The organism is Sphingomonas liriopis, assembly GCF_024211255.1.
GTDB classification, from domain to species: Bacteria; Pseudomonadota; Alphaproteobacteria; order Sphingomonadales; family Sphingomonadaceae; genus Sphingomonas; species Sphingomonas liriopis.
In genome coordinates, this window is the sequence record NZ_JAMLDY010000030.1 from 1 (window position 1) to 24,450 (window position 24,450).

Annotated in this window: 26 protein-coding genes; 6 read left to right on the forward strand and 20 right to left on the reverse strand. The window is 67.4% G+C overall.

The features are described from left to right. The first annotated feature begins 134 nt into the window (after nucleotides 1-134). On the forward strand, nucleotides 135-671 hold the full coding sequence (rsmD, locus tag M9979_RS16710) for a 16S rRNA (guanine(966)-N(2))-methyltransferase RsmD (protein ID WP_254290498.1): 537 nt from the start codon (nucleotides 135-137) through the stop codon (nucleotides 669-671). A 17-nt stretch (nucleotides 672-688) separates the two neighbouring features. Continuing rightward, nucleotides 689-967, forward strand: coding sequence for a hypothetical protein (locus M9979_RS16715; protein ID WP_254290499.1), 279 nt, complete (start codon nucleotides 689-691; stop codon nucleotides 965-967). On the opposite strand, the gene M9979_RS16720 is transcribed toward M9979_RS16715, so the two are convergent. Then, nucleotides 951-2,222: an MFS transporter gene (locus M9979_RS16720; protein WP_254290500.1), complete on the reverse strand. Its 1,272-nt coding sequence runs from the start codon at nucleotides 2,220-2,222 to the stop codon at nucleotides 951-953. The genes M9979_RS16715 and M9979_RS16720 overlap by 17 nt on opposite strands. A gap of 248 nt (nucleotides 2,223-2,470) precedes the next feature. Next, nucleotides 2,471-2,800 carry a UrcA family protein gene (locus tag M9979_RS16725; protein ID WP_254290501.1) on the reverse strand — a complete coding sequence of 110 codons (330 nt, stop codon included), beginning with the start codon at nucleotides 2,798-2,800 and terminating at the stop codon, nucleotides 2,471-2,473. Between the two features lie 213 nt (nucleotides 2,801-3,013). On the opposite strand from M9979_RS16725, the gene M9979_RS16730 reads away from it, so the two are divergent. Continuing rightward, entirely contained in the window at nucleotides 3,014-5,302 is a 2,289-nt protein-coding gene (locus tag M9979_RS16730) for an ATP-dependent helicase (protein ID WP_254290502.1), read from the forward strand. An 83-nt stretch (nucleotides 5,303-5,385) separates the two neighbouring features. Further along, a complete protein-coding gene (locus M9979_RS16735) occupies nucleotides 5,386-5,946 on the forward strand; it encodes a glycine zipper 2TM domain-containing protein (protein WP_254290503.1) in 561 nt (186 codons plus the stop codon). A gap of 20 nt (nucleotides 5,947-5,966) precedes the next feature. Here M9979_RS16735 and M9979_RS16740 read toward each other — a convergent pair whose 3' ends face one another. The 14 genes from M9979_RS16740 to rpsB all read right to left on the reverse strand — a co-directional run bounded on the left by M9979_RS16740 (nucleotide 5,967) and on the right by rpsB (nucleotide 19,167). After that, nucleotides 5,967-6,305: a WYL domain-containing protein gene (locus tag M9979_RS16740; RefSeq protein WP_254290504.1), complete on the reverse strand. Its 339-nt coding sequence runs from the start codon at nucleotides 6,303-6,305 to the stop codon at nucleotides 5,967-5,969. Between the two features lie 148 nt (nucleotides 6,306-6,453). After that, on the reverse strand, nucleotides 6,454-6,765 hold the full coding sequence (locus M9979_RS16745) for a PilZ domain-containing protein (RefSeq protein WP_254290505.1): 312 nt from the start codon (nucleotides 6,763-6,765) through the stop codon (nucleotides 6,454-6,456). A 44-nt stretch (nucleotides 6,766-6,809) separates the two neighbouring features. Continuing rightward, nucleotides 6,810-7,043 carry a 50S ribosomal protein L31 gene (rpmE, locus tag M9979_RS16750; RefSeq protein WP_254290506.1) on the reverse strand — a complete coding sequence of 78 codons (234 nt, stop codon included), beginning with the start codon at nucleotides 7,041-7,043 and terminating at the stop codon, nucleotides 6,810-6,812. A gap of 348 nt (nucleotides 7,044-7,391) precedes the next feature. Then, the gene (gene fabZ / locus M9979_RS16755) at nucleotides 7,392-7,841 is read right to left on the reverse strand and encodes a 3-hydroxyacyl-ACP dehydratase FabZ (RefSeq protein WP_254290507.1); all 450 of its coding nucleotides are present in this window, start codon (nucleotides 7,839-7,841) and stop codon (nucleotides 7,392-7,394) included. Nucleotides 7,842-7,877: 36 nt separating this feature from the next. Next, a complete protein-coding gene (locus tag M9979_RS16760) occupies nucleotides 7,878-8,615 on the reverse strand; it encodes an OmpH family outer membrane protein (protein ID WP_254290508.1) in 738 nt (245 codons plus the stop codon). Further along, the gene (gene bamA, locus M9979_RS16765) at nucleotides 8,615-11,344 is read right to left on the reverse strand and encodes an outer membrane protein assembly factor BamA (RefSeq protein ID WP_254290509.1); all 2,730 of its coding nucleotides are present in this window, start codon (nucleotides 11,342-11,344) and stop codon (nucleotides 8,615-8,617) included. The genes M9979_RS16760 and bamA overlap by 1 nt, the downstream gene beginning before the upstream one ends. An 82-nt stretch (nucleotides 11,345-11,426) precedes the next feature. Then, on the reverse strand, nucleotides 11,427-12,560 hold the full coding sequence (locus tag M9979_RS16770) for a M50 family metallopeptidase (RefSeq protein WP_254290510.1): 1,134 nt from the start codon (nucleotides 12,558-12,560) through the stop codon (nucleotides 11,427-11,429). A gap of 13 nt (nucleotides 12,561-12,573) precedes the next feature. Continuing rightward, entirely contained in the window at nucleotides 12,574-13,749 is a 1,176-nt protein-coding gene (gene dxr, locus M9979_RS16775) for a 1-deoxy-D-xylulose-5-phosphate reductoisomerase (protein WP_254290511.1), read from the reverse strand. 1 nt (nucleotide 13,750) lies between these two features. Beyond that, a complete protein-coding gene (locus M9979_RS16780; protein WP_254290513.1) occupies nucleotides 13,751-14,542 on the reverse strand; it encodes a phosphatidate cytidylyltransferase in 792 nt (263 codons plus the stop codon). Further along, nucleotides 14,539-15,276, reverse strand: a complete 738-nt coding sequence (locus M9979_RS16785; RefSeq protein ID WP_254290514.1) for an isoprenyl transferase — start codon at nucleotides 15,274-15,276, stop codon at nucleotides 14,539-14,541. Before M9979_RS16785 ends, M9979_RS16780 begins: the two co-directional genes overlap by 4 nt. 73 nt (nucleotides 15,277-15,349) lie before the next feature. Then, the gene (frr, locus tag M9979_RS16790; protein ID WP_254290516.1) at nucleotides 15,350-15,907 is read right to left on the reverse strand and encodes a ribosome recycling factor; all 558 of its coding nucleotides are present in this window, start codon (nucleotides 15,905-15,907) and stop codon (nucleotides 15,350-15,352) included. A gap of 3 nt (nucleotides 15,908-15,910) precedes the next feature. Then, nucleotides 15,911-16,642 (reverse strand): UMP kinase, encoded by a 732-nt coding sequence (pyrH, locus tag M9979_RS16795; protein ID WP_254290523.1) that lies wholly within the window; start codon nucleotides 16,640-16,642, stop codon nucleotides 15,911-15,913. Nucleotides 16,643-17,310: 668 nt separating this feature from the next. After that, nucleotides 17,311-18,246, reverse strand: coding sequence for a translation elongation factor Ts (gene tsf, locus M9979_RS16800; RefSeq protein ID WP_254290524.1), 936 nt, complete (start codon nucleotides 18,244-18,246; stop codon nucleotides 17,311-17,313). Between the two features lie 87 nt (nucleotides 18,247-18,333). Continuing rightward, on the reverse strand, nucleotides 18,334-19,167 hold the full coding sequence (gene rpsB / locus M9979_RS16805; RefSeq protein WP_254290526.1) for a 30S ribosomal protein S2: 834 nt from the start codon (nucleotides 19,165-19,167) through the stop codon (nucleotides 18,334-18,336). A gap of 334 nt (nucleotides 19,168-19,501) precedes the next feature. Between rpsB and M9979_RS16810 the strand changes: the two genes are divergently transcribed. Next, nucleotides 19,502-19,738, forward strand: coding sequence for a hypothetical protein (locus M9979_RS16810; RefSeq protein WP_254290528.1), 237 nt, complete (start codon nucleotides 19,502-19,504; stop codon nucleotides 19,736-19,738). Here M9979_RS16810 and M9979_RS16815 read toward each other — a convergent pair. Together M9979_RS16815 and M9979_RS16820 are read right to left on the reverse strand one after the other, a co-directional pair. Then, nucleotides 19,677-20,462, reverse strand: coding sequence for a CDP-alcohol phosphatidyltransferase family protein (locus M9979_RS16815; RefSeq protein ID WP_254290534.1), 786 nt, complete (start codon nucleotides 20,460-20,462; stop codon nucleotides 19,677-19,679). The two genes, M9979_RS16810 and M9979_RS16815, sit on opposite strands and share 62 nt — an antisense overlap. 47 nt (nucleotides 20,463-20,509) lie before the next feature. Then, complete coding sequence (locus M9979_RS16820) at nucleotides 20,510-21,241, reverse strand: phosphatidylserine decarboxylase (protein WP_254290536.1); 732 nt, start codon at nucleotides 21,239-21,241, stop codon at nucleotides 20,510-20,512. 129 nt (nucleotides 21,242-21,370) lie between these two features. Between M9979_RS16820 and M9979_RS16825 the strand changes: the two genes are divergently transcribed. Then, entirely contained in the window at nucleotides 21,371-22,591 is a 1,221-nt protein-coding gene (locus M9979_RS16825) for an NADP-dependent isocitrate dehydrogenase (RefSeq protein WP_254290538.1), read from the forward strand. A gap of 58 nt (nucleotides 22,592-22,649) precedes the next feature. Here M9979_RS16825 and M9979_RS17300 read toward each other — a convergent pair whose 3' ends face one another. After that, on the reverse strand, nucleotides 22,650-22,778 hold the full coding sequence (locus M9979_RS17300; RefSeq protein WP_277998641.1) for a hypothetical protein: 129 nt from the start codon (nucleotides 22,776-22,778) through the stop codon (nucleotides 22,650-22,652). A 63-nt stretch (nucleotides 22,779-22,841) separates the two neighbouring features. After that, nucleotides 22,842-24,224, reverse strand: a complete 1,383-nt coding sequence (locus M9979_RS16830; RefSeq protein WP_254290540.1) for a hypothetical protein — start codon at nucleotides 24,222-24,224, stop codon at nucleotides 22,842-22,844. Nucleotides 24,225-24,450 lie beyond the last annotated feature (226 nt).

The window sequence follows — 24,450 nt, forward strand, 5'->3', positions numbered from 1 at the left end:
GGCGCCCGGCCGCCCCGCGACGGCGACGCCCCGCGCGGCGGCCCCGCCTCGGGCCGCGGCTCGCCGCGACCCGGCGGATCGAACGGCCGTCCTGCCGGCGGCACGCCACGCGGCGGCCCCAAGGGCGGCCGGCGATGAGGATCATCGCGGGCCAATGGCGCGGCCGCCCGCTGGTCGCGCCCAAGGGCGACGCGACGCGCCCCACCGCCGATCGCACGCGCGAGGCGCTGTTCTCGATGCTGACCAGCCGGCTCGGCAGTTTCGAGGGGCTGGCGGTGGCGGATTTGTTCGCCGGATCGGGCGCGCTCGGGATCGAAGCGCTGTCGCGCGGCGCGGGGTCGTGCCTGTTCGTCGAACAGGATGGCGCCGCGCTCGACGCGCTCAAGGCCAATCTGGCGAAGCTCGGCACGCGCGGCGACGTGCGCGCCGGATCGGTGATGGCGCTCGGGCCGGCGCGCGCGCCGCTCGACCTCATCATGATGGACCCGCCCTATGGCACCGGCGCGGGACTGGTCGCGCTCGACAAGCTCGCCCGGCTCGGCTGGACATCGCCCGCGACGTGGATCAGCATCGAAACCGGTCGCAGCGAAGAGATCGCGCCCGCCGGGTTCGCGGTCGATGTCAGCCGGGTCCATGGCAAGGCGCGGCTGACGCTGCTGCGAGCCGCATGATCGACCGGGGACCCGACATGGCGACAAAAGACGGCACCGCTCCCGATCCCGCCCCGCAGGCGGTGGTCGGCTGGGTTCATCGCCCGTTGCCACAGGGCATCGAGCTACAGGTGCAGACGACTCCCTCCGCCTTCGCGCTCGGCGAGGATCGGGTCGCGACGACGCGGCTGGTGCTGACCCGCAACCAGGCGCTGCTGCTCGCCAGCTTCCTGCTCAGGGTCACCGACCATTCCGCCGCCGACGTGCCCGACGATCACCGCCCGCGCTGGGGGCGGTGGTTCAGGGGTCGGTCCTGACCCCGCGCAGCAAGGCGAGCCCGGCGAGGCTCAGCACGCCTGCACCGACCAGATACAGCCCGACCCACGCCAGACCGTGCGATGCGAGCCCCTCGGCGGCGAGCGGCGCCAGCGCCCCGCCGATGATCCCGCCCAGGTTGAACGTCATCGACACGCCGGTGTAACGCACGCCCGCCGGAAACAGGCTCGGCAGCCAGCCGCCGAGCGGCCCGTAGGCGAACCCCATTACGAACAATGCGAAGGCCAGCCACAGGAAGACGACGAACAGCGACCCGGCACCCAGCATCGGCCCCATCAGCCCGCCCGCGACGATGCAGCCAAGAAAGCCGATGACCAGCATCCGCCGCGCACCCGTACGATCGGCGATGACGCTGGCAACGATCACCCCTGCGGCGAGGAACAGGATCGCGGCGAGTTCGACCCCGAGCATCGCCTGCCGGCCATAGCCCAGCGTCTTGGTGCCGTAGCCGAGCGCGAAGGCGGTCGCGAGATAGAAGAGCGCGAAACAGGCGATCACCGCCCCCGTCCCCGCCAGCAGCGCGCGGCCGTGATGCGCGACCAGCGTCGCGATCGGCACCTTGGGTAGCGCCTCCGCCTCGGCGGCTTCGAGGAAGGCCGGCGTCTCGGTCAGCTTCAGCCGCACCCACAGGCCGAGCGCGACAAGGATCGCGCTGACCAGGAACGGCAGCCGCCAGCCCCAGTCGCGGAACTGCGCATCGTCGAGCGCGAGGCCGAGGATCAGGAACAGGCCGTTGGCCATCAGAAACCCGACGGGCGCGCCCAATGGCGGGAACATGCCCCAGGTGTTGCGCCGGTGCGGTGGTGCGTTCTCGACCGCGAGCAGCGCCGCGCCGCCCCATTCGCCGCCCAGCCCCAACCCCTGCCCCAGCCGCATCACGCACAGCAAGAGCGGCGCGACCCAGCCGACCTGGTCGTAGGTCGGCAGGAAGGCGATCGCGACGGTCGATCCGCCCATCAGCATCAGGCTGGCGACGAGCGTCGATTTGCGTCCGACGCGGTCGCCGAAATGGCCGAAGACGATCGCCCCCACCGGCCGCGCGACGAAGGCGAGGCCGAAGCTCGCATAGCTCAGCATCTGCTGCGCAGTGCCGCTTTCCGCCGGGAAGAACAGCTGGCCGAACACCAGCGCCGCGGCGGTCGCGTAAATGTAGAAATCGTAGAATTCGACCGCGGTGCCGACCAGGCTCGCGGTCAGGATGCGCCGGGCGGAGGGGGATGCGAGGGACTGGCTCATGCTTGCCACCCTAATCGCGAAAAAAACGGATCGGGCAACAAAGTTGAAATCCGTTCGCAACAAATCGCGCCTAGAAGGATCGGGTCGCTGCTCCTCTCCCCCTGTGGGTAGCGACGTGCCGATCGCCTCCCCTGTCGATCGGCGCTCCCTGAACTACGGGGCGGTCGCACCGCGGCTGCCCCGATTTTTCAAATCCCGCCATCGACCGGAAGAGCGGCCCGCGAATGCGCGACCGCTCCTGCCATAGGTCAGCGGCTGCTGGCCAGCTGCGTGCCGTCGTCCCTGAAGCGCGCGGCGAGCTGCACCGCGGCATCGTCGACCATCTCCTTGATGCACCGCTGCGCATCCATGCGCTGCTCGACCGAGCCACCGACGGGCACGCAGGCGAAGTTCGCCGCGCGGCGGACGCGGGCGTCGAATCGGGTACGGCCGGCGGCGGTGCGCAGGTCGAGGCCGACGTGCGAGACGCGCATCGAGACGGCTTCGCGCCGTGCATCCATCGGCGCGGCGAGCGCGCTTCCGGCGGACAGGCACGACAAGGCGATCGCCGCGACGGCGGCGTGGGTCGGGTTCTTCATGCTATGGCTCCTGCGATCGATGAACGCCTGGCGCCCCGGTCCCCGCCGCCACGCCTCTGCCGGGTGGGCCGTTCGGGGCCGGAGAGGTCGCCGGCGCACCATCCTTAGCCGCGCTTCGTGGCGCTTCCGCTACACGACCAAGTCAGTGATATGGCAGGACGACACACCCGATCGGGCTTGCCGCCACGCGCGCCGTTCCCTACCTGTTCGCCGGTGACCGATCTCGCCTCCCCTGCGCATGCCCTGCAAGACCCGCCCTATCTCAAGGGCCTGAACCCGCCGCAACGCGAGGCGGTGCTGACCACCGAAGGCCCGGTGCTGATGCTGGCGGGCGCTGGCACCGGCAAGACCGCGGCACTCACCGCGCGGCTTGCGCACCTGTTGTGGACGAAGAAGGCGTGGCCGTCGGAGATCCTCAGCGTCACCTTCACCAACAAGGCGGCGCGCGAGATGCGCGAACGCGTCGGCCGCCTTGTCGGCGACGTGGTCGAGGGCATGCCGTGGCTGGGCACCTTCCACGCGATCGGCGCCAAGATGCTGCGCCGCCATGCCGAACTCGTTGGGTTGCAGAGCAATTTCAGCATCCTCGACACCGACGACCAGCTGCGGTTGCTGAAGCAATTGATCGTCGCCGCCGATCTTGACGAGAAACGCTTTCCGGCGCGCAGCCTCGCCGGGCTGATCGACGACTGGAAGAACCGCGGGCTGGTCCCCGCCGACATCGATGCCGGCGAGAGCGAACGCTACGCCAACGGCCGCGGCGGCGAGCTGTACGCGCAATATCAGGAACGGCTGAAGGCACTCAACGCCTGCGATTTCGGCGACCTGCTGCTTCACATGCTGACCGTGCTGAAAACCTATCCCGAGGTACTGAAAACGTACCAGGAGCGGTTCAAGTACATCATGGTCGACGAATATCAGGACACCAACGTCGTCCAGTATCTCTGGCTGCGGCTGCTTGCGCAGGCGCGCAAGAACATCGCCTGTGTCGGCGACGACGACCAGTCGATCTATTCGTGGCGCGGCGCGCAGGTCGAGAACATCCTGAAGTTCGAGAAGGACTTCCTCGGCGCCAAGGTGATCCGGCTCGAACAGAATTACCGGTCGACCCCGCACATCCTCGGCGCCGCGTCGGGCGTCATCGCCAACAACGGCGGCCGGCTCGGCAAAACGCTGTGGACCGAGCTCGACGCGGGCGACAAGGTACGCGTCGTCGGCGTGTGGGACGGCCCCGAGGAAGCCCGCCGCGTCGGCGAGGAGATCGAGGCGGCGCAGCGCAATGGCAAGAGCCTCGACGACGTCGCCATTCTGGTTCGCGCGCAGCACCAGACGCGCGAGTTCGAGGACCGCTTCATCGCGATCGGCATGCCGTATCGGATCGTCGGCGGCTATCGCTTCTACGAACGCGCCGAGATCCGCGACGCGCTCGCCTATCTGCGCATCGTCAACCAGCCATCCGACGACCTCGCCTTCGAACGGATCGTCAACGTCCCCAAGCGTGGCCTCGGCGACAAGGCGCTCGCCAAAATCCACCAGCTCGCCCGCATCGAGGGGGTGCCGCTGACGATCGCATCGGCGCGTATCCTCGACACCGACGAACTGACCCCACAGGCGCGTCGCGCGCTCGGCAACCTCGTCGGCGACATCGCGCGCTGGCGCGACATGGCGCGCGATCTGCCGCATGCCGAACTCGCCCGCCAGCTGCTCGACGAGAGCGGCTATACCGCGATGTGGCAGGCCGAAAAATCGGTCGACGCCGCCGGCCGGCTCGAGAATTTGTCCGAACTCGTCCGCGCGATGGAGGAATACGAATCGCTCGGCGCCTTCCTCGAACACGTCAGCCTTGTCATGGACCGGGAGGGCGGCGCGACGACGCCCGAAGTGACGATCATGACGATCCACGCCGCAAAGGGGCTGGAATACGACACCGTCTTCCTCGTCGGCTGGGAGGAAGGGCTGTTCCCGTCGCAACGGTCGCTCGACGAAGGCGGCACCCGGAGCCTCGAGGAGGAACGCCGCCTCGCCTATGTCGCGATCACCCGTGCGCGGCGCCGCGCGACGATCCTCCACGCCGCCAACCGCCGCATCTACGGCCAGTGGACGTCGAGCATCCCGAGCCGCTTCGTCGGCGAATTGCCCCCCGAACATACCGACGCCGAGACGACGATGTCGGGCGGCGAAAGCCTGTGGCGCGCCAATTGGAGCGAGCGCGCCGATCCCTTTGCCGATGTCGGCCGCGGCACCGGGCGCGGCCCCGGCTGGCAGCGCGCGGCTGGGAGCGGATCGGGCTTCTCGACCGCGCCGACGCGTGTCGTCGAGAGCCGGTCGAGCGCCGTCAGCATCGGCAACAAGGGACGTAGCGACCTGTCCGTCGGCCTGCGCGTCTTCCACCAGAAGTTCGGCTATGGCGCGATTCAGGAGATCGAGGGCAACAAGCTGGAGATCGACTTCGAAACCGCGGGGCGCAAGCGGGTGATGGACAGCTTCGTCACCATCGGCTGACCATCGTTCAGGAACCGCCAAGGCCCGTGTGGCGTATGACCGTTACGCACCCGAATCAGCGGGTCATGTTGAGGATCATCGCCATGTTCAGATCCCTGTCGATCGCCGTCACCGCCATCGCCGCGCTGGCCGGCGCCGTGCCGGCCGTCGCGCAATCCGCCGCCGACGAGGCGCGCTTCTCCGCCGCGCAGCAGCGATTCGATGCCGAGCTGTCGCGCTATCGTGCCGAGGTCGATCGCTACCGCTCGACGCGCGGCGGCGTCGGCAACGGGGGCTATCGCCAGGCGCCGCTGCCCGGCGGCTACAACGACCCCCGCGTCGCCGATCCGCGCTACGACGACGATCCCGAGGACCGCTACGAAAACGGCTATGACGCGTCGCGCTATTACCGGTCGGGATCGACCTATCGCGAGCGCGTGCTGAGTGCCGACGAGCGCGTCTATGCCGGCAACGACGGCCGTTATTACTGCAAGCGCAGCGATGGAACGACGGGCCTGATCGTCGGCGGGGCGGCGGGCGGTATCCTCGGCAACGTCATCGACGGCGGTCACAGCCGCATCGTCGGCACGTTGCTCGGCGGTGCGGCCGGCGCGCTGGCCGGCAAGGCGGTCGACCAGAACCAGTCGCAGGTCCGCTGCCGCTGATCGTCGCGCGGTCGGGTGGGTCAGCCCCGCTCGACCGCCATCAGCGTGACGTCGACGTATTTTTCCGCCTCCGGCTCGAACAGCGCGCTGGGGCGGAACGGCGTCTCGGTCAGCGTCGGCTGGCCGAGCCCGTCGAGCTTGAACGTGCCCAGCTTTTCCTCGCGCGGCGGCTTGCCGTCGCGTTCGACGGTGATCGCATCGACGTAGATTTCGCCGTGGCGCGTGTAGAGGATGTGGGGGGCCATGACGACCGTCCCCTTGTTATAGGTCGCGGTGACGGCACGCTGGCGGACGATGGCTTCGAACATCGTCGGCACCGGTCCGGTCGGCATCGCCGTCTCGGTCGAAGATTGGGTCATGATCCGTGCCATAGCCGCTCACGCTGCACCGCAGCAAGACGCTTTTGCCGAACCAATGCCGTGCAGCGATGGGGACGGGTCAGGCCGATCCAACGGCTTGGGGTTCAACAGTGCTAGACCGGAGCAGGTCGTACGGCGCCGCCCCGCCCTAGCGGTTCAGCTCGACCAGCTTTTCGAAGACGTCGAGTTCCAGCGGCTGTTTGAACTGGCAGCCGGCGGTGAAATCGTCCGCCCATTTGACGTCGGCGGCGATCGATCCTGCCCCGGGCAGGGTCAGCCAGATCGTGCTGTCTTTCTTGAGCGCCGAATAGGTGTGCAGGCGCGCACCGTGGATCGAGATGTCGACCACCTTGCACAGGGTGCGCCCCGCCTTGCCGATGCGAGCATCCAACGACACCGGCGCACGCGCGGAGCGGCGCCGGCCGTTGGTGTCTGCAGGTTCGAATTCCGCGGCGAACATCCCCAAAGCCTAGGCGTGCGATGGTTAAGGCCGCGTTACCCGAATCAGCCCTTGCGCAGCGTGAGCCCGCCGCCGAACCGCTTGTTGAAGCGCGCGACCTGGCCGCCCGCGTCGAGCATCGTGCCACGACCACCGGTCCAGGCCGGATGCGCCAGCGGATCGATGTCGAGCGTCATCGTGTCGCCTTCCTTGCCCCAGGTGGAGCGGGTCTCGAACACGGTGCCGTCGGTCATCTGGACCTTGATCGTGTGATAGTCGGGGTGGGTGTCTTTCTTCACGTCGAACGCTCCTCGAATGGCTGGTTCCGACCAGCCCGGAAAGTGAAGCGGCGCCCCTAAAGGAGCGCCGCCCGAAAGTCAAAAGGTGCGGGCCGAGCGCCCCTCCCCATTCGTGCTGAGCCTGTCGAAGCACAAGTGAGACACAGGCTCTTCGACGGGCTTAGGGCGAACGGTGAGTATGACAGGAACGTCAAACCGAACCGGCCTGCCCACTTATCGTCATCCCGGCGAACGCCGGGACCCATGGACAGCCCGACGGCCGCCGTGCTGCGTACCGGCAAATTCATCCCCGCCATGGATCCCGGCTTTCGCCGGGATGACGGGTGGAGGAGATGACTGATTGAGGGCCTACGCCTTGGGCGGGTCCGCAATCATCGCGGTGAAGTTCGCCTCGGCAACGACTTGTCCGTCGATCTTCGCAACGCCTGCGAACTTGCACACGCTGCTGCGCTTCTGGACGAAGGTCGCCTCCAGCCGCAGCAGGACGCCGGGTTCGACCGGCTTCCTGAACTTCGCGCCGTCGATCGCCATGAAATAGACGAGCTTGCCCGACCCGGCCAACCCCAGGCTCTCGACCGCCAGGATGCCGGCGGCCTGCGCCAGCGCCTCGACGATCAGCACGCCCGGCATGATCGGGCGACCGGGGAAATGCCCCTGAAAGAAGCCTTCGTTGATCGTCACCGCCTTGATCGCCGCGATCGACCGGTCGAGGACAATCTCCTCGACGCGGTCGACCAGAAGCATCGGGTAGCGATGCGGCAACGCCGCCATGACCCGCCCGATATCGAGCGGTCCCATGGTCCTGGGTTGGTCGTCGGTCACCCGATACGCGCCTTAGCGGCCCTGCGGCGTGGTGCGCGGCGCGGTGGCCGCGGGCGCCGCCGGGGTGGTGCCGGCCGCGGGAGCCGGCGCGCCGGCCTGCTGACGGCGGGCGGCGTTCGCGTAGACGAGCTGGCGATACTGCTGCAGCAGCTCGACCGTCTGCTGCTGCGGCTGCCAGTTCGCCGGCGGCGTGATCGGCACGCTCGGGGTCGAACGGTCGATCTCGGCGATGATGTCGCGCGTGATGTCGGTCGCCGGCGGCGCGAACTGGATCGCGTTGGGCGCGAGCACGATGTTGATCTTCTTCGCGGCGACCACGGCGCGCAGCGCGGGGTCGTACTTCTGCGTGATCTGCTCGAGCGCATAGGCCTGCGCCTTGATCGCGGGGCCCTGCGCGGCCTCGATGCCCGGCTGCGCCTTCTGCTGCGCGGCGCGGACCTGGTTGCCGAGCGTCGCGTTGCTCTCGGCCGCCGCGGCCTCTGCCTGGCTGACCTGGCCATCCTTGTTGGTGTCGAGGATCGTGCGCAGCTGCGTGTTCAGCGCGGTCTGCGCCGCCGCGGCCTGATCGAGCTGCGCCTTGTACGTCGTGGAGATCTGCGTGTTGGCGGCGTCGAACGCCTTGGCGCTGAAGATCGCCGCATCGGCCTGCGCCGTGGCGATCCCGGCGGTCTGCGCGGTGGCGGCGCCGGCGAGCAGCGCGACCGAGGCGCCGGCGAGCGCCGCTAGCGAGGTTCTGGTGATGGTCTTCATTAGAACTGGGTCCCTACGTTGAAGGTGATGAGCTTGGGATCGTCGCCCTTCTGGGTGACGAGCGCCTTGGCGAGATCGATACGGAGCGGGCCGAACGGCGAGTTCCAGTTGACGCCGACGCCGACGCTGACGCGGGGCGTGGCGCTGCTGCCGTAATAGGTTTCCTTGAACGGCGAGATCGCCGCATCATAGGCGATGGCATTGGTCGATGCGCCCGCGCAGGCGCCGCCCGCGGTCGCGGCATAGCCGATCGCGCAGGTGGTGTAGGCGCCGGCGTTGGTCGTGTCGGTACTGGGCACCAGATACAGCTGACGCCCCGCCGCATCGGTCAGCAGCCGCTGGATCGGCAGCACGGTGACGTTGCCCGCCGCATCGGTGATCGTCGGGAAGGTCGCGGTCGGCAGCGGCTTGGTCAACCCGAACAGGCTGCCTGCCTGGACGTAGATCGACGGACGCAGGCCGAGTTCGCGCGCACCGGCGCCGAGTGGGATCTCGAGCTCGGCACGGACGAGGTAATAGGCGCGGCCGCCGAGCGCATCGTCGACGATCTGGTCGCGATCGGTGACCAGCACCTGCTTGCCGTTCGCGTCGGTGGTGTACGACTGGCGCTGCACGCGCGGGCCGATGCCGCGGATGTCGAAGCCGCGGAACTGCGGTTCGCCAAGGTAGAAGCGGTCGGTGATGCGGACCTTGTCGATCCCCTCGCCGCGGCTGCCCTCGAGCGAGTGGATATAGCCGCCCTCGCCGACGATCGAGCCGATGAAGCCCGAGCCGACGTTCCAGAACTTCGACCCTTCGAGGCGGGTACGGATGTACTTCACGTCGCCGCCCAGACCGGCGAAATCCTGGCTGAAGCTCAACCGCTGCCCCGCGGTCGGGCGCAGGCGGCTGTTGAGGCTGTCGTAGATCAGCGAATAGCCCGCCGACGACGTCCAGCGGTTGCCGATCGCCTCGCACAGGTAACGGCCGGCCTTCAGCGGATCGCAGACACCGTTGGTGAAATACGTCCCCTGGTCGAGGCTGACCTCGTCGTACGACAGGCCGTAACGGCCGGCGAGCGACCAATATTCGGTCAGCGGCACGCCGGTGCGGACCTGGAAGCCGGTCGACACCTGCGAATAGGTCGTCTGGCGTTCGGTGCCGATATAGTTGAACGAATTATAGTCGCGGCGGAACACGTCGACGCCGATCGCGACGTTCTTGTCGAACAGATACGGTTCGGTGAAGCCCAGCTCGACCGACTTCGAATAGGTCGAATAGTTGACACCGGCACGCAGCACCTGGCCCTTGCCGCGGAAATTGTTCTGCGTGATGTTCGCCTGGATGATGAAGCGCTCGAGGCTCGAATAGCCGACCGACAGCTGCAGCTCGCCCGTCGATTTCTCTTCGAGGTTGGTTTCGAGGACGATGCGATCGGGGGCGGAACCGGGGTTCTGCTTGATCTCCATCTTGTCCTGGAAGAAGCCGAGGCTGTTGATGCGGTCCTGCGAACGCTTGACCTGGAAGCTGTTGAACGCATCGCCCTCGGCAAGGCGGATCTCGCGGCGCACGACCTTGTCCTGCGTCTGCGTGTTGCCGTTGATGTCGATCCGCTCGACATAGGTGCGCTGCGCCTGCGCGATGTGGAAGTTCATCCCCATCGTCAGCGTTTCGGCATCGCGCTGGAAATCGGGGCTGACGTCGGTAAAGGCATAGCCGAACAGGCCGGCCGCCTCCTCGAGCTGCGTCACCGAATCCTCGACCAGCTTGGCGTTGTACCAGTCGCCCTTCTTGATCGGCAGCGACGAGGCGAGCTTCTTGTTGTCGAAGTCGCGGATCTCGCTGTCGACCGTGACGTCGCCGAACTTGTAGCGCTTACCCTCTTCGACGACATAGGTGATGATGAAGTCGCGCTTGTCGGGGGTCAGCTCGGCGACCGCGGACGTCACGCGGAAATCGGCATAGCCCTGCGTCAGGTAGAATTGGCGCAGCTTCTGCTGGTCGTAGTTCAGGCGATCCTGATCGTAGGACGTGTTCGACGACAGGAGGCGGAACCAGCGCGATTCCTTGGTGACCATCTCGCCACGCAGCTTGCCGTCGTTGAACACCTCGTTGCCGATGATGTTGATCTGGCGGACCTTGGACTTGGGCCCTTCGGTGATCTCGAACACCACGTCGACGCGGTTCTGGTCGAGGCTGACCATCTTGGGGCTGATGACCGCGGCGAAGCGGCCCTGGCGACGGTAGAGTTCGATGATCCGCGACACATCCTGCCGCACCGCGGTGCGGGTGAAGATCTGGCGCGGCGCGAGCTTGATCTCTTTCGTGATCTTGTCGCTCTTCAGCGCCTTGTTGCCTTCGAGAATCACGCGGTTGATGATCGGGTTCTCGCGGATGCGCAGCACGATGTCGCCGGTCTCGACGCCCGAGATCGAATAATCGACGAACAGGTCCGATGCCTGCAGGTCCTTCAGCGCCTGATCGAGCGTCTCCGCGGTATAGGGGATGCCGACGCGCAGCTTGGTGTAGGACAGCACCGTCTCGGGCTCGATCCGCTGCGATCCCTCGACGCGCAGCGTCTTGATCGTGCGCACCGGCGCGGGCGTCGCCGCCTGCGTCGCGGCAGGGGCGGCCGTCGCGGCCGGCGTAGCGGCGGGCGCGGGAGCAGTCTGCGCCATGACGGGCACGCCCGACAGCATGGTCCCGGCCAGCAGCGCGGCGCCTAGGCCCGCAGACTTGGTACTCTTCATCGCTGTCACTCAACCCACCCCAAATACGTCAGGATACAAATATCCACCGGGAGACGCAGAAACCTGCCCTGCCCCAAGCCGGTCAGCCGATCAAGCCGGCCAACCGCTGCCACAGCCCGACGGCACTCAAATCGTTGAAGGTCACGACCAGCATCAGCGCCAGCACCGCGGCCAATCCGCCGCGAAACGCCCATTCCTGTACCCGGGGTTCGAGGGGGCGGCGGCGGATCGCTTCGATTCCATAGAAGAACAGATGGCCGCCATCGAGCATCGGTACTGGCAGCAGGTTGATGAACCCCAGATTGATCGACAGCATCGCGACCAGCCAGACGAAGGCGGACAGGCCCAGCGCCATCTGCTCGCCCGAGATCTTGGCGATGCGGATCGGCCCGCCCAGTTCGTCGATCGAGCGCCGGCCGCTGATGATCTGGCCCAGCGTCTCCAGCGTGCCGGTGATGATCTCCCCCGTCATCCGCACGCCGGCCGCGGGCGCGGCGAGCAGGCCGACGGGTTCGAGCACGGGATCGCCGCTCTGCAGGCCGATACGGCCGATGCGGTATTCATTGCCGAAGCGGTCGCGCTGGTGGACGGTGCCGATCACCAGCGGGCGATCCGCCTCGTTGCCGGCGCGCGCCACGCGCACCGTGACGCGCTCGCCGGGACGGATCAGCGCATAGCGCGCGACGTCGGAGAAGGTGTCGATGCCGCGCCCGTCGATCGCGACGATGCGGTCGCCCGGCAACAGCCCCGCCTTCGCTCCCGCGCCGCCCGCGACCACCGCGCCGACCACTGCGGGCGTGCGATCGACGCCATAGGTGTGCGCAAAGCCGGCGAGGATCAGCACCGCGAGGATCAAATTCACCGCCGGTCCGGCGGCGACGATGATCGCGCGCTGCCACAAAGGCTTGGCCTGGAAGGTGCGCATCCGCTCGGCGGCGGGCAGCGCCAGCCACGCCGCGTCGGGCTGACTGGCGGGGTTCATGTCGCCGGCGAAGCGGACGTAGCCGCCGAGCGGCAGCCAGCCGAACTTCCAGCGGGTGCCGCGCGAATCGGTGAAGCCCGCGATCTCGCGCCCGAAGCCGATCGAGAACGCCTCCGCCTTCACCCCGAACCAGCGGCCGGCGAGGTAATGGCCCATTTCATGGATGAAGACGAGCGGACCGATCGCGCACAGGAACGCGAGGACGGCCATCGCCACGCCGGGGGACTGGATCAAGCTCGGCAATCCTTCACGCGTGGACCTTTACACGCCCCTGAATACGCCCCCGTATCTGTTCGTCCGCCGTTCGTCGGGCCTCGCCGTCGATGGCGAGGACCGCCTCAAGCGTGTGTGGAGCCGGCGGATCGTAACACGCCAGCGTATCGGCGACGATTGCGGCAATTTCGAGGAAGCCGATACGGCGGTCGAGAAACGCCGCGACCGCGACCTCGTTCGCGGCGTTGAGGATCGCCGGCCGCGCGCCGCCCGCCTCCAGCGCGGCCCGCGTCAGCGCCAGCGCCGGGAAACGGACGGGATCGCATGCCTCGAAATCGAGCCGGCCGATGCCGACCAGATCGAGCGGTTCCATCGGCGTCGCCATCCGGTCGGGCCAGGCGAGCGTATGCGCGATCGGCACGCGCATGTCGCTGGGGCCGAGCTGCGCGAGCATCGATCCGTCGACGTAATCGACCATCGAATGGATCACCGACTGGCGGTGCATCACCACCTCGATTCGCTCGTGGGGCACGGGGAACAGGCGCGCGGCCTCGATCAGCTCGAGCCCCTTGTTCATCATCGTCGCGCTGTCGACGCTGATCTTGGCGCCCATCGACCAATTGGGATGCGCGACCGCCTGTTCGACGGTGACGTCCGCCATCGCGTCCAGCGACCAGTCGCGGAACGGCCCGCCGCTGGCGGTGAGGATGATGCGACGCACCCGCTCCGGCCGCGCGAAGTCGAAACACTGGTAGATGGCGTTGTGCTCGCTGTCCGCGGGCAGCAGCGTCGCGCCCGATCGCGCGGCGGCGGCGAGGATGACCTCGCCCGCCGACACCAGCGGCTCCTTGTTGGCCAGCACCACCGTGCCGCCGTGCGCGATCGCCGCCATGACGGGTTCGAGGCCGGCGCAACCGACGATCGCCCCCATCGTCCAGTCGGCGCCCGCCGCGGCGGCGCAGATCGCCTGCCGTCCGCCCGCGGCTTGCGTCGCGGTGCCGGCGAGCGCTTCGCGCAGCGCGGGCAGGCCGGATTCGTCGGCGACGACGGCGACCTCCGCCCGCGTGCGGATCGCGGCGGCGGCGAGGTTGGCGACGTCGCAATTGGCGGTCAGCGCGCGCACCTTGAACCGGTCGGGCTCGCGCTCGACCAGATCGAGCGTCGAGGTGCCGACCGAACCGGTCGCGCCCAAAATGGTGACCGTCTTCATGTCAGAAGGCCAGCGGCACGACGACGAGCAGCGCCGCGACCGGCATCACCGGCACGACGCCGTCGAGGCGATCGAGGAAGCCGCCATGGCCGGGAATGACGGACCCTGAATCCTTGACCCCCGCGCGACGCTTGAGGTGGCTTTCGAACAGGTCTCCCCCCTGCGCGAGGATCGCGAGCAAAGGCGTCGCCACCACGAAGCGCAGCGGCAGCAGATAGACGCGCTGCATGACGAGCGCGACGACCGTGGCGAGGACGATTCCGCCGATCAGTCCGGCCCAGGTCTTGTTGGGGCTGATCCGCGGCGCGAGCTTCGGCCCGCCGATCGTCCGGCCGGCGAAATAGGCGCCGATGTCGGTCGCCCAGACGAGGGCAAGCGCCCATAGCGCGTTGCGAATGCCATCGGGCTCGTGGCGGATCAGCAGCAGCGCATAGACCGGCAGCCCGCAATAGAGGATGCCCGCGCCGAGGCTCGGCCGCCGCGTCACGATGGTAAGGAAGAAGAAAGCGCCGGCGAGCAGGCCGAGCGCGAAGAAATTCGGCCCCGCCGCGATCGGGCACATGATCGCCAGCGGCACGAAGAGGACGTACTGGCCAAGCCGCTTGGTCTTGGGCTCGGCGACGTGGAGGTTGCTCCATTCCGCCATCATGAACACCCCCGCGACCACCGCGAGCAGCCAGAAGGGGAAGCCGCCGAACGCCAGCGCGACCAGCGCCAGCGCGACGAGGCCGGCACCGGTCAGCGTGCGGGTCAGCAGCTCGGACGGGCGCTTGCCCGGAACGGCGTCGCTCACAGGCCGCCGTAGCGCCGCTGGCGCTGGCCGAAGGCGGCGACCGCATCGGCGAGCGTATCGCCAGTGAAATCGGGCCAGAGCGTGTCGACGAACAGCAGCTCGGCATAGGCCGCCTGCCACAGCAGGAAGTTGGACAGCCGCTGCTCGCCCGACGAACGGATGACGAGGTCGAGCGGCGGCAGGTCGGCAGTGTCGAGTTCCGCCTCGATATGGTCGGCGGTGATCGATGCGGGATCGATCTCGCCCGCGGCGGCACGCGCGGCGAGACGCCGGGCGGCGGCGACCAGCTCCGCCTGCGACCCGTAGTTGAGCGCGATCGCCAGCACCGGCCCGGTGTTGCGTGCGGTCTTCGCCACCGCATCGTCGACCAGCGCGACGAGGTCGGGGGCAAAGCGGCGATAGTCGCCGATGATGCGCAGGCGCACGTTCTCCGCGACCAGTTCGGAAAGATCGCTGCGGATGAACAGGCGAAGCAGGCCCATCAGCGCGCCGACTTCATCCTCCGGCCGGCGCCAGTTCTCGCTTGAAAAGGCGTAGAGCGTCAGCGCCTCGATGCCGAGCGCACGCGCGGCGCGGGTGACGCGGCGCACCGCCTCCACCCCCGCCTTGTGCCCGGCGACGCGCGGCAGGTGCCGCGCCTTCGCCCAGCGGCCGTTGCCGTCCATGATGATCGCGACGTGGCGCGGGACGGGGCCGACATCGGGGACGGCGGACAGGATCGGGGCGCTGCTCATAGCGATGCCTCCCGGGGGGCGACGGGCCGCTCATGCTCCCGGCATGAGCCAGACAGCTGACGCTGCCTGTCCGTCACTTGCCCAGGATTTCCTTTTCCTTCGCGGCGGCGGCGGCGTCGAGCTCGGCGATCGTGGCGTCGGTCAGCTTCTGGACCTCGGTCTCGTGACGCTTGCGCTCGTCCTCGGCGATGACGCCCTTCTTCTCGTCGGTCTTCAGGCTGTCCATGCCGTCTCGGCGCACGTTGCGCACCGCGATGCGCGACGCCTCGGCGTACTTGCCGGCGAGCTTGGCGAGTTCCTTGCGGCGCTCCTCGGTCAGGTCGGGGATCGGCAGGCGCAGCGTGGTGCCATCGTTGATCGGGTTGAGGCCGAGACCGGCCGAACGGATCGCCTTTTCGACGGGTCCGACGTTCGACTTGTCCCACACCTGCACCGACAGCATCCGCGGCTCGGGCACCGAAACGGTCGCAACCTGCACCAGCGGCATGTGGCTGCCATACACCTCGACCGTCACCGGATCGAGCAGCGCGGTGGAGGCGCGGCCGGTGCGCAAGCCGTTGAGATCGTGCTTCAGCGATTCGACCGCGCCCGCCATGCGGCGTTCGAGATCGGCCTTGTCATAGGCTGCCATCGTCTACTCCTGTTCGTTCTGGACGACCGTCGAGACGCCTTCACCGCTGAGGACCGCGGCGAAATTGCCGTGTTCGCGGATGTTGAAGACGACGATCGGAATGTTGTTGTCGCGGCACAGCGCGATCGCGGAGGCGTCCATGACCTTGAGGTCGTCAGACAGCACGCGCGAATAGCTCACGGTATCATACCGGGTTGCGGTCGGCACCTTCTTGGGATCGGCATCGTAGACGCCGTCGACGCTGGTGCCCTTGAACAGCGCATCGCACTTCATCTCGGCGGCGCGCAGCGCGGCGCCGGAATCGGTGGTGAAGAACGGGCTGCCGACGCCGGCGGCGAAGATCACGACGCGGCCCTTCTCGAGGTGGCGCTCTGCGCGGCGGCGGATGAAGGGTTCGCACACGCTCGCCATCGGAATCGCCGACTGGACGCGCGTCTCGACGCCGATCTGCTCGAGCGCATTCTGCACCGCGAGCGCGTTCATGACGGTCGCCAGCATCCCCATGTAATCGCCGGTCGCGCGCTCCATGCCGCGCGCCGCACCAGAAATGCCGCGAAAGATATTGCCGCCGCCGACCACGATGCACAGTTCATAGCCCTGCGCCTTCACGTCGGCGATCTCCTCGGCGACGCGCGCGGTCACGGCGGGATCGATGGACAGGCCACCGCCCTCGCCCATCAACACTTCACCGGACAGTTTCAACAAGATGCGTTTGAAGCGCGGCGCGAACGTCATGAGGTCCTATCGCTGGTGGGAGAAAGCGGATCGGACCTTAGGCGCAGCCACGCGCCGGGGCAACCTTCGGCTGGTCGCGTTCGCGGTGTGGTTTCGGTGCAGGCGGCCGTGGTGTTCTGCTGCCCTCGCTTGGCAGGTCCACAGACGACGCCACAGAAATTTGGAACGCGGCACCTGAACCGGAAAACCACGTCACCCCGGACGTGTTCGGGGGCTCTGCGAAAGTTCGCATACCTTTCCAGTGCTCCCGCGCAGGCGGGAGCCCAGAGCCAAGCAAAACAACGGCTTATGGAATGCGTGAATCCTGGGCTCCCGCCTGCGCGGGAGCACTCGGGGAGTTTCGCAGAGGTTTCGAACACGTCCGGGATGACGGCGTATTTCTTGAAGGGTTCCGATCAGAAATCCGGCCATTCGTCGTTGGCGAGCGCTGCGGGGACTTGACCGGGGCCCTGTCCTGACAACGATCGTCATCCCTGCGCAGGCTGGGATCCATACTGGCTGAGCTTCGACGGGACGCGCGAGGTGTGTGCTTATGGATCCCCGCCTGCGCGGGGATGACGAAGGACGGGCGGTAGGGGCCTTGCCCCCAGACGCAAAAAGAGCGCCGCGCGAGAAGCGCGACGCCCTTCTGTCTTTACCGGCGGCACCACGAGGATGCCGCAGCCGGATCAGCCCTTCTGCGCGACTCCGCTCGCGGCGGCGACTTCCGCGGCGAAGTCCGACGCTTCCTTCTCGATGCCTTCGCCGAGCTGGAAGCGGACGTAGTCGACCAGCTTGATCTCGGCGCCGGCATCCTTGCCCGCCTTGGCGACGACGTCGCTGATCTTGGTCTTGCCGTCCATGACGAACAGCTGGCTGACCAAGGCATGTTCCTTGCGGAACTTGGCGATGCCACCCTCGACCATCTTGGCGATGATGTCGGCGGGCTTGCCGCTCTCGGCCGCCTTCTCGGTCGCGATCGCGCGCTCGCGCTCGATCTCGGCTTCGTCGAGGTCCTCCTCGTTCAGCGCCTTCGGGAAAGCCGCGGCGATATGCATCGCGAGCTGCTTGCCGAGGCCCTGCAACACCTCGTCCGACGCGTCCGATTCGAGCGCGACGAGCACGCCGATCTTGCCGAGACCGGGCGATGCCTGGTTGTGGACGTAGGACACGACCGCACCCTTCGACACTTCGAGGCGCTTGGCGCGACGCAGCGACTGGTTCTCGCCGATCGTCGCGATGTTGTTGGTCAGCACTTCGGCGACGGTCGTGCCCGACGGCATCGCCTCGGCCTTCAGCGCCTCGACGTCGCCACCGGTGGCGAGCGCGATCTGCGTCACTTCGCGGACGAACTGCTGGAACTGGTCGTTCTTCGCGACGAAGTCGGTTTCCGAATTGACCTCGACCGCGGCGCCCTTGGTGCCCTGCGTCGCGACGCCGACCAGGCCCTCGGCGGCGGTGCGGCTCGACTTCTTCTGCGCGGCGGCGAGGCCCTTGGTGCGCAGCCAGTCCAGCGCGGCGTCCATGTCGCCCGACGTCTCGTTGAGCGCCTTCTTGCAGTCCATCATGCCCGCGCCGCTCTTCTCGCGCAGGTCCTTGACCATCGCTGCGGTTACTTCAGCCATGTGCTTGATCCTCTTAGTCTGAATGTGTTTGCGGGCGGGGTAGAGCGATTGCCCTGCCCCGCCCGCATGAAAGCATCGTGACGGCGCTTACGCGTCGATCTGGCGCTCGGTCTCGGCGCCAGCGCCTTCGACGTTGGTCGCGGCCTGCGCTTCCGGCTCGGCAGCCGGAACGGTCAGCGCTTCCTCGACCGGGGCGACGTCCTGCGCACCCAGATCGACGCCGCGGCGCGACTGCTGCTCCTGGTTGCCGCGGGTCGCGGCGATGGCGATCGCCTCGCAATACAGGCGGATGGCGCGGCTGGCGTCGTCGTTCGCGGGAACCGGGAAGGCGATGCCGTCCGGCGACACGTTCGAATCGAGGATCGCGACGACGGGGATGCCGAGCGTGTTGGCTTCCTTGATCGCCAGCTCTTCCTTGTTCGCGTCGATCACGAACATGACGTCGGGCACGCCGCCCATGTCGCGGATGCCGCCCAGGCTGAGTTCCAGCTTGTCCTTTTCACGGGTCAGCTGCAGCACTTCCTTCTTGGTCAGGCCGTGCGTATCGCCCGACAGCTGCTCTTCGAGCGACTTGAGACGCTTGATCGAGTTGCTGATCGTCTTCCAGTTGGTGAGCATGCCGCCCAGCCAGCGGTGGTTGACGAAATGCTGGCCCGAACGGCGCGCCGCATCGGCGACGGCATCCTGCGCCTGGCGCTTGGTGCCGACGAACAGCACCTTGCCGCCACCGGCGACCGACGACGAGACGAACTCGAGCGCGCGAGCGAAGAGGGGAACGGTCTGCGACAGATCGAGGATGTGGACGCCGTTGCGGTCGCCGAAGATGTAGGGCTTCATCTTCGGGTTCCAGCGGTGCGTCTGGTGGCCGAAGTGCGCGCCGGTCTCGATAAGCTGCTGCATGGTGACGACGGGAGCCGCCATAGGATGATTCCTTCCGGTTAAAGCCTCTGGGAAGCGGATGACGTCGTGCCTTGCGGCGGACGCACCGGGCTATGATGCTTCCCATGCGGGGTTGAGGGGCGCGCCATTACCGCGAACGCTCCCGGAACGCAAGATCGACGTTCCGGCTTGACTCATGGAACGTAGATGGAACATAACACGTCCAGACAGTGGACACGGATGTTCCGCCCCACATCGGTTGCGATAGTAAGCGGCCGGAACGGGAAAAATGGAACCTGCGTGGAACTCGCTGACAAAACATTGGTTTAGCGAGTTATCCACAGGTTGCTCGCGCACCTGCCAGGGAGTTGGTTCGATGGTTGCAGTGTTGAGCGGTCTGGTATTTGTCGGTGCATTCCTGGCTGCGGTCGGGGTGATCGCCGCGACGGTCGCACCGCAATGGCGGCGGATCGCCGCGCTCGCATCGGGCCAGGTCGAACCGGCGTTCGCACCCCTGTCGCAGCTCGCCTCGGCCGAGCGCCGCATCGCTGTCAGGCGCTGGGCGTCGGCTCCGGTGCCCGCAGGCGTTCGCCGGCTGCGCGCAGCCGCTTGACCCGCGTGTAGCTCGCGACGCTGAACGGGATCGTGAGCAGATAGCCGACGCAAATCACGCTGAGCGTGTGCCACGGTGCCGACACCAGCGCGGCCCCCAATAGCACGACGAGCGCGATCGCCTCGAACCGCACGGTGCGGCGCAGGCGGAGTGAGGTCCAGGAATAGGTGGCGACGCTCGACACCATCAGCACGGCGATGAACGCGACCCAGATCGCGACCAGCCATGGCGAGGCGAACACCGGCGCATCGGTCCAGAACCAAAAGTACATCGGCAGCATCGCCAGACCCGCTCCGGCCGGCGCGGGCACGCCGGTCAGGAAGCCGGCCGATTTGTGCGGCTGGTCGGTCTCGTCGATCTTGGCGTTGAAACGCGCGAGGCGCAGCGCACAGAACACCGCGAGGATCAGCGCGCTGATCCACCCCATTCGCGGCAAGGCGGCGAGCGACCAGAGGTAGAGGATCAGCGCGGGCGCTACCCCGAACGAGATCGCGTCCGACAGCGAATCGAGCTCGGCACCGAAGCGGCTCTCGCCGTGCAGCATGCGTGCTATCCGCCCGTCGAGGCCGTCGAGCACGCCGGCGACCATGATCATCGTCACCGCGCTCTGCCATTCGCCACCGATCGCGAATCGGACGCCGCTGAGGCCCGAACACAGCGCCAACGCGGTGACCGCATTGGGCGCGACCGCGCGCAGCGGCAGCCCGCGGGGGCGGCGTGGCAAGCGGCGGCGAACGTATCCGGCGGCGGGTGAGCTCTGGCGATCGTCGCTCACTGTGCGATGCCGGTGATCGGCGTACCGCCGACGCGGCCGATGACCGTCTCGCCGGCGATCGAGCGCTGGCCGAGCGTCACCTGCGGAATGATGTCGTCGGGCAGGAAGACATCGACCCGGCTGCCGAAGCGGATCAGGCCGATGCGCTGGCCGGTCGCGACCATGTCGCCCGGCTTGACGAAGGGAACGATGCGGCGTGCGACGAGCCCGGCGATCTGAGTGAAGCCGATGCGGCGGCCGTCACGCCCCTCGACGACGATATGCTGCCGCTCGTTCTCGTCGGACGCCTTGTCGAGGTCGGCGTTGAGGAACTTGCCGCTGATATAGACGACCTGGCGGATCGTTCCGGCGATCGGCGTGCGGTTGATGTGGACGTCGAACACCGACATGAAGATCGACACGCGGGTCAGCGGCGCTTCGCCCAGCTCGCCGACCAGTTCGCGCGGCACCGCGACCTTCTGGATCATCGTGACGAGCCCGTCGGCGGGCGCAACGATCAGCCCTTCGCCGACCGGCGTGGTGCGGATCGGATCGCGGAAGAAGGTGAGCACCCAGACGACGACGCCGAGCAATGGCCAGAACAGCAGCTTGGTGACTAGCGTCGCGAGCAGGGTGATACCGAGCGCGATCGCGGCATATTTATGCCCCTCGGGATGGACCGAGGGGAAGCGCCACTTGACGGTCGTCGTCGGCAGCGGCGTGTGCGGGGGCTTTTCGAGCGATGGCATAACCATGGAGTGTAACCGTGTCGTTCATGCAACACAACGCTCCTGGACCCGCCGTGCCCCGCGATGGTTGATCCCCTGCCCGCTTGTGCCTAGACGCATCGGCAAAATCCCCTCCCAAAGGACAGTATCATGGCCAAGATTCAGGTGAAGACGCCCGTCGTGGAGATCGACGGCGACGAGATGACACGGATCATCTGGGAGTGGATCCGCGAACGGCTCATCAAGCCGTATCTCGACATCGAGCTCGACTATTACGACCTCGGCATCGAGCATCGCGACGCGACCGAGGACCGGGTGACGGTGGATGCCGCCAAGGCGACGCAGAAATATGGCGTCGCGGTCAAGTGTGCGACGATCACCCCCGACGAGGCACGCGTCGAGGAATTCGGCCTCAAGAAGATGTGGAAGTCGCCCAACGGCACGATCCGCAACATCCTGGGCGGCGTCGTCTTCCGCGAACCGATCGTCATCAAGAACGTCCCCCGCCTGATCCCGGGCTGGACGCACCCGATCGTCGTCGGCCGCCATGCCTTCGGCGACCAGTATAAGGCGACCGATTTCCGCGTCCCCGGCCCCGGCAAGCTGCGCCTCGTTTTCGAGGGCGACGACGGCACGCTGATCGACGAGGAGGTGTTCCAGTTCCCCTCGTCGGGCGTCGCGATGGGCATGTACAACCTCGACGATTCGATCCGCGATTTCGCGCGGGCGTCGATGCACTATGGCCTGAACCTCAAGTGGCCGGTGTATCTGTCGACCAAGAACACGATCCTGAAAGCCTATGACGGCCGCTTCAAGGACCTGTTCGCCGAGGTGTTCGAGGCGGAGTTCAAGGACAAGTTCAAGGAAGCGGGCATCGTCTACGAGCACCGCCTGATCGACGACATGGTCGCGTCGGCGCTGAAGTGGAACGGCGAGTTCGTCTGGGCCTGCAAGAACTACGACGGCGACGTCCAGTCGGATCAGGTCGCGCAAGGGTTCGGTTCGCTGGGTCTTATGACCTCGGTACTGCTGACCCCGGACGGCAAGACGGTCGAGGCGGAGGCCGCTCACGGCACCGTCACGCGCCACTATCGCCAGCACGAACAGGGCAAGGCGACCAGCACCAACCCGATCGCGTCGATCTTCGCGTGGACCGGCGGCCTGAAGTACCGCGGCAAGTTCGACGACACGCCCGACGTGACGAAGTTCGCCGAGACGCTGGAGCGGTGCTGCATCGAATGCGTCGAGAACGGTCAGATGACCAAGGATCTCGCGATCCTGATCGGCCCGGACCAGCCGTGGATGACCACCGAGCAGTTTTTCGAGGCGGTGCGCGCCAACCTCGAGCAGAAGATGCAGAACTGGTCGTAAGCATTTAGCTTGACGAAAAAAGGGACCCGGAGGCGATGCTTCCGGGTCCCCTTTCGTGTCAGTCGACCTGATCGGCGTCGCCGTGGTTGCCGTAGCCAGCGCCGGATTCGTCGGCGACGTCGTTGTCCTGTTCGGGGTCGGGGATCGGGCGCTCTTCGGTGTCGGGATCGTCGGGATCGGCCATCATCGCCTCCTGTTCGCGGGGTCGCGGAAGGGGGAAACGCGGCGCAGGGCGGTTGCTATCCTCGGGTCACCGCATGTCGGCGGCGTATAATGTAACGCCGAGATCGCGGGCGACGGGGCGATAGCCATGCGCCAGCGTCCGTTCGACCATCGCTGACGCCACGCGATTGCCGTTGCCGACCGGTCGGCCGACGGCGATGACCGGCGGGCGGGCGGCGAGGATGCGCGCGATCTCCGTCTGCTGGTCGATGCCGATCGCGCCCGCCTCGCTTGCTTCGACGAGGTGCGGCGGGAAGGGGTAGCGCGTCGGCAGGCATGCGTGCGCCGCGGTGTAGAGCGCCGGCGGTGCCTGAAAGGCGAACGGGCAACCGCGTCCCGTTCCGAAGACGGTGGCGAGTGCCTTGAGGCGACGGCGGGCATCGGCAGTCTCGCCCCAATGCGGATAGCTGCTGGCGATGAGCAGCGCGGCGCCGGCCACCCCCGCCAGCCAGCGCATCGGCCGCGACGCGAACGCACCGCCGGCGGCGATCGCGATCGGCACGACCAGCGGCAGCGCATAATGGTTGAAATAGGGCGGCACGAGCAACCAGCCGATGACCGCCACGACGAGCCAGCCGCCGAGGAACAGCCGCATAGGTCGCGCCCGCACGAACACCCCACGCACCGCGATCGCCATCGGCACCGCCAGCACGAGCACCGCACCGAGCAGCCGGTCGAGAATCGGATCGCCCGGCACGACCCGGCGCAGGAAAATCGACCGGACGTTGGCGAACCACCAGGCATCGCCATGGCCCAGCGCGGCATAGACCGCCCAAGCCGCGATCGTCGGCGCCAGCGCGACTGCGACGTAGACGGCGGCGGCGGCCGCGATCCGCGCTGAATCGCGACGACGACGCCATGATGCCAGCAGCAGCGCGCAGCCGAGGAAACACCCCTCGAACACGACCGTCGGCTTGATCTGCAGCGCGAGCCCGGCGAGCAGCATCGCCGGCACGGCCGCACGACCGCGGCCGGTAAGCGTGTCCCACGTCAGCAACGCCGCGGCGGCGACCGGCAGGTCGTAGAAGACCGGCGACTGCCCCCCTCGCCCGCCGATCAGCGCGATCCACACGAGATAGAGGATGCCGGCGGCAAGCGCGGCGCCCCCACCGGCGAAACGACGGACGAAAGTGGCGATCATGCCAGCGGTGCCGATCGCCGCGGCGAGCGCGACCAGATGATAGGCGATCACGGGGTCACCGGGCAGCGCGGCGCTGGCGGCGTAGATCAGGAACAGGCCGATCGGCTTGCGGTCCCAGATATCGACATAGGGGATCGCGCCGTCCCACATCCGCTGGCCGACGAGCAGGTACATCTGCTCGTCGAGATCGACCAGCGGATTGCCGATATCGGGCAGCCGCAACGCGATGGCGACGAGGGTCAGGATCAGCCAGATGCGGCGCGCGGTCATGACGCGCGGTTGTGGCGCAAGATGGTTAAGGCGGGAAGAACGTTTGCGGGATCTGAGGGGCATGCCGGCTCAGCGACCGGACATGCGCCCCGCCCAAAAACCCTTCGTCATCAAGTCAGTTGTTGGTGTGGTGGGAGGGCATCGCGGATGCGTGCGTTGGCGATGGTGATGATCTTACGCATGAGGGCGGCGATGGCGAGGCGCTTGGGTTTGCCGTTGGCGAGGA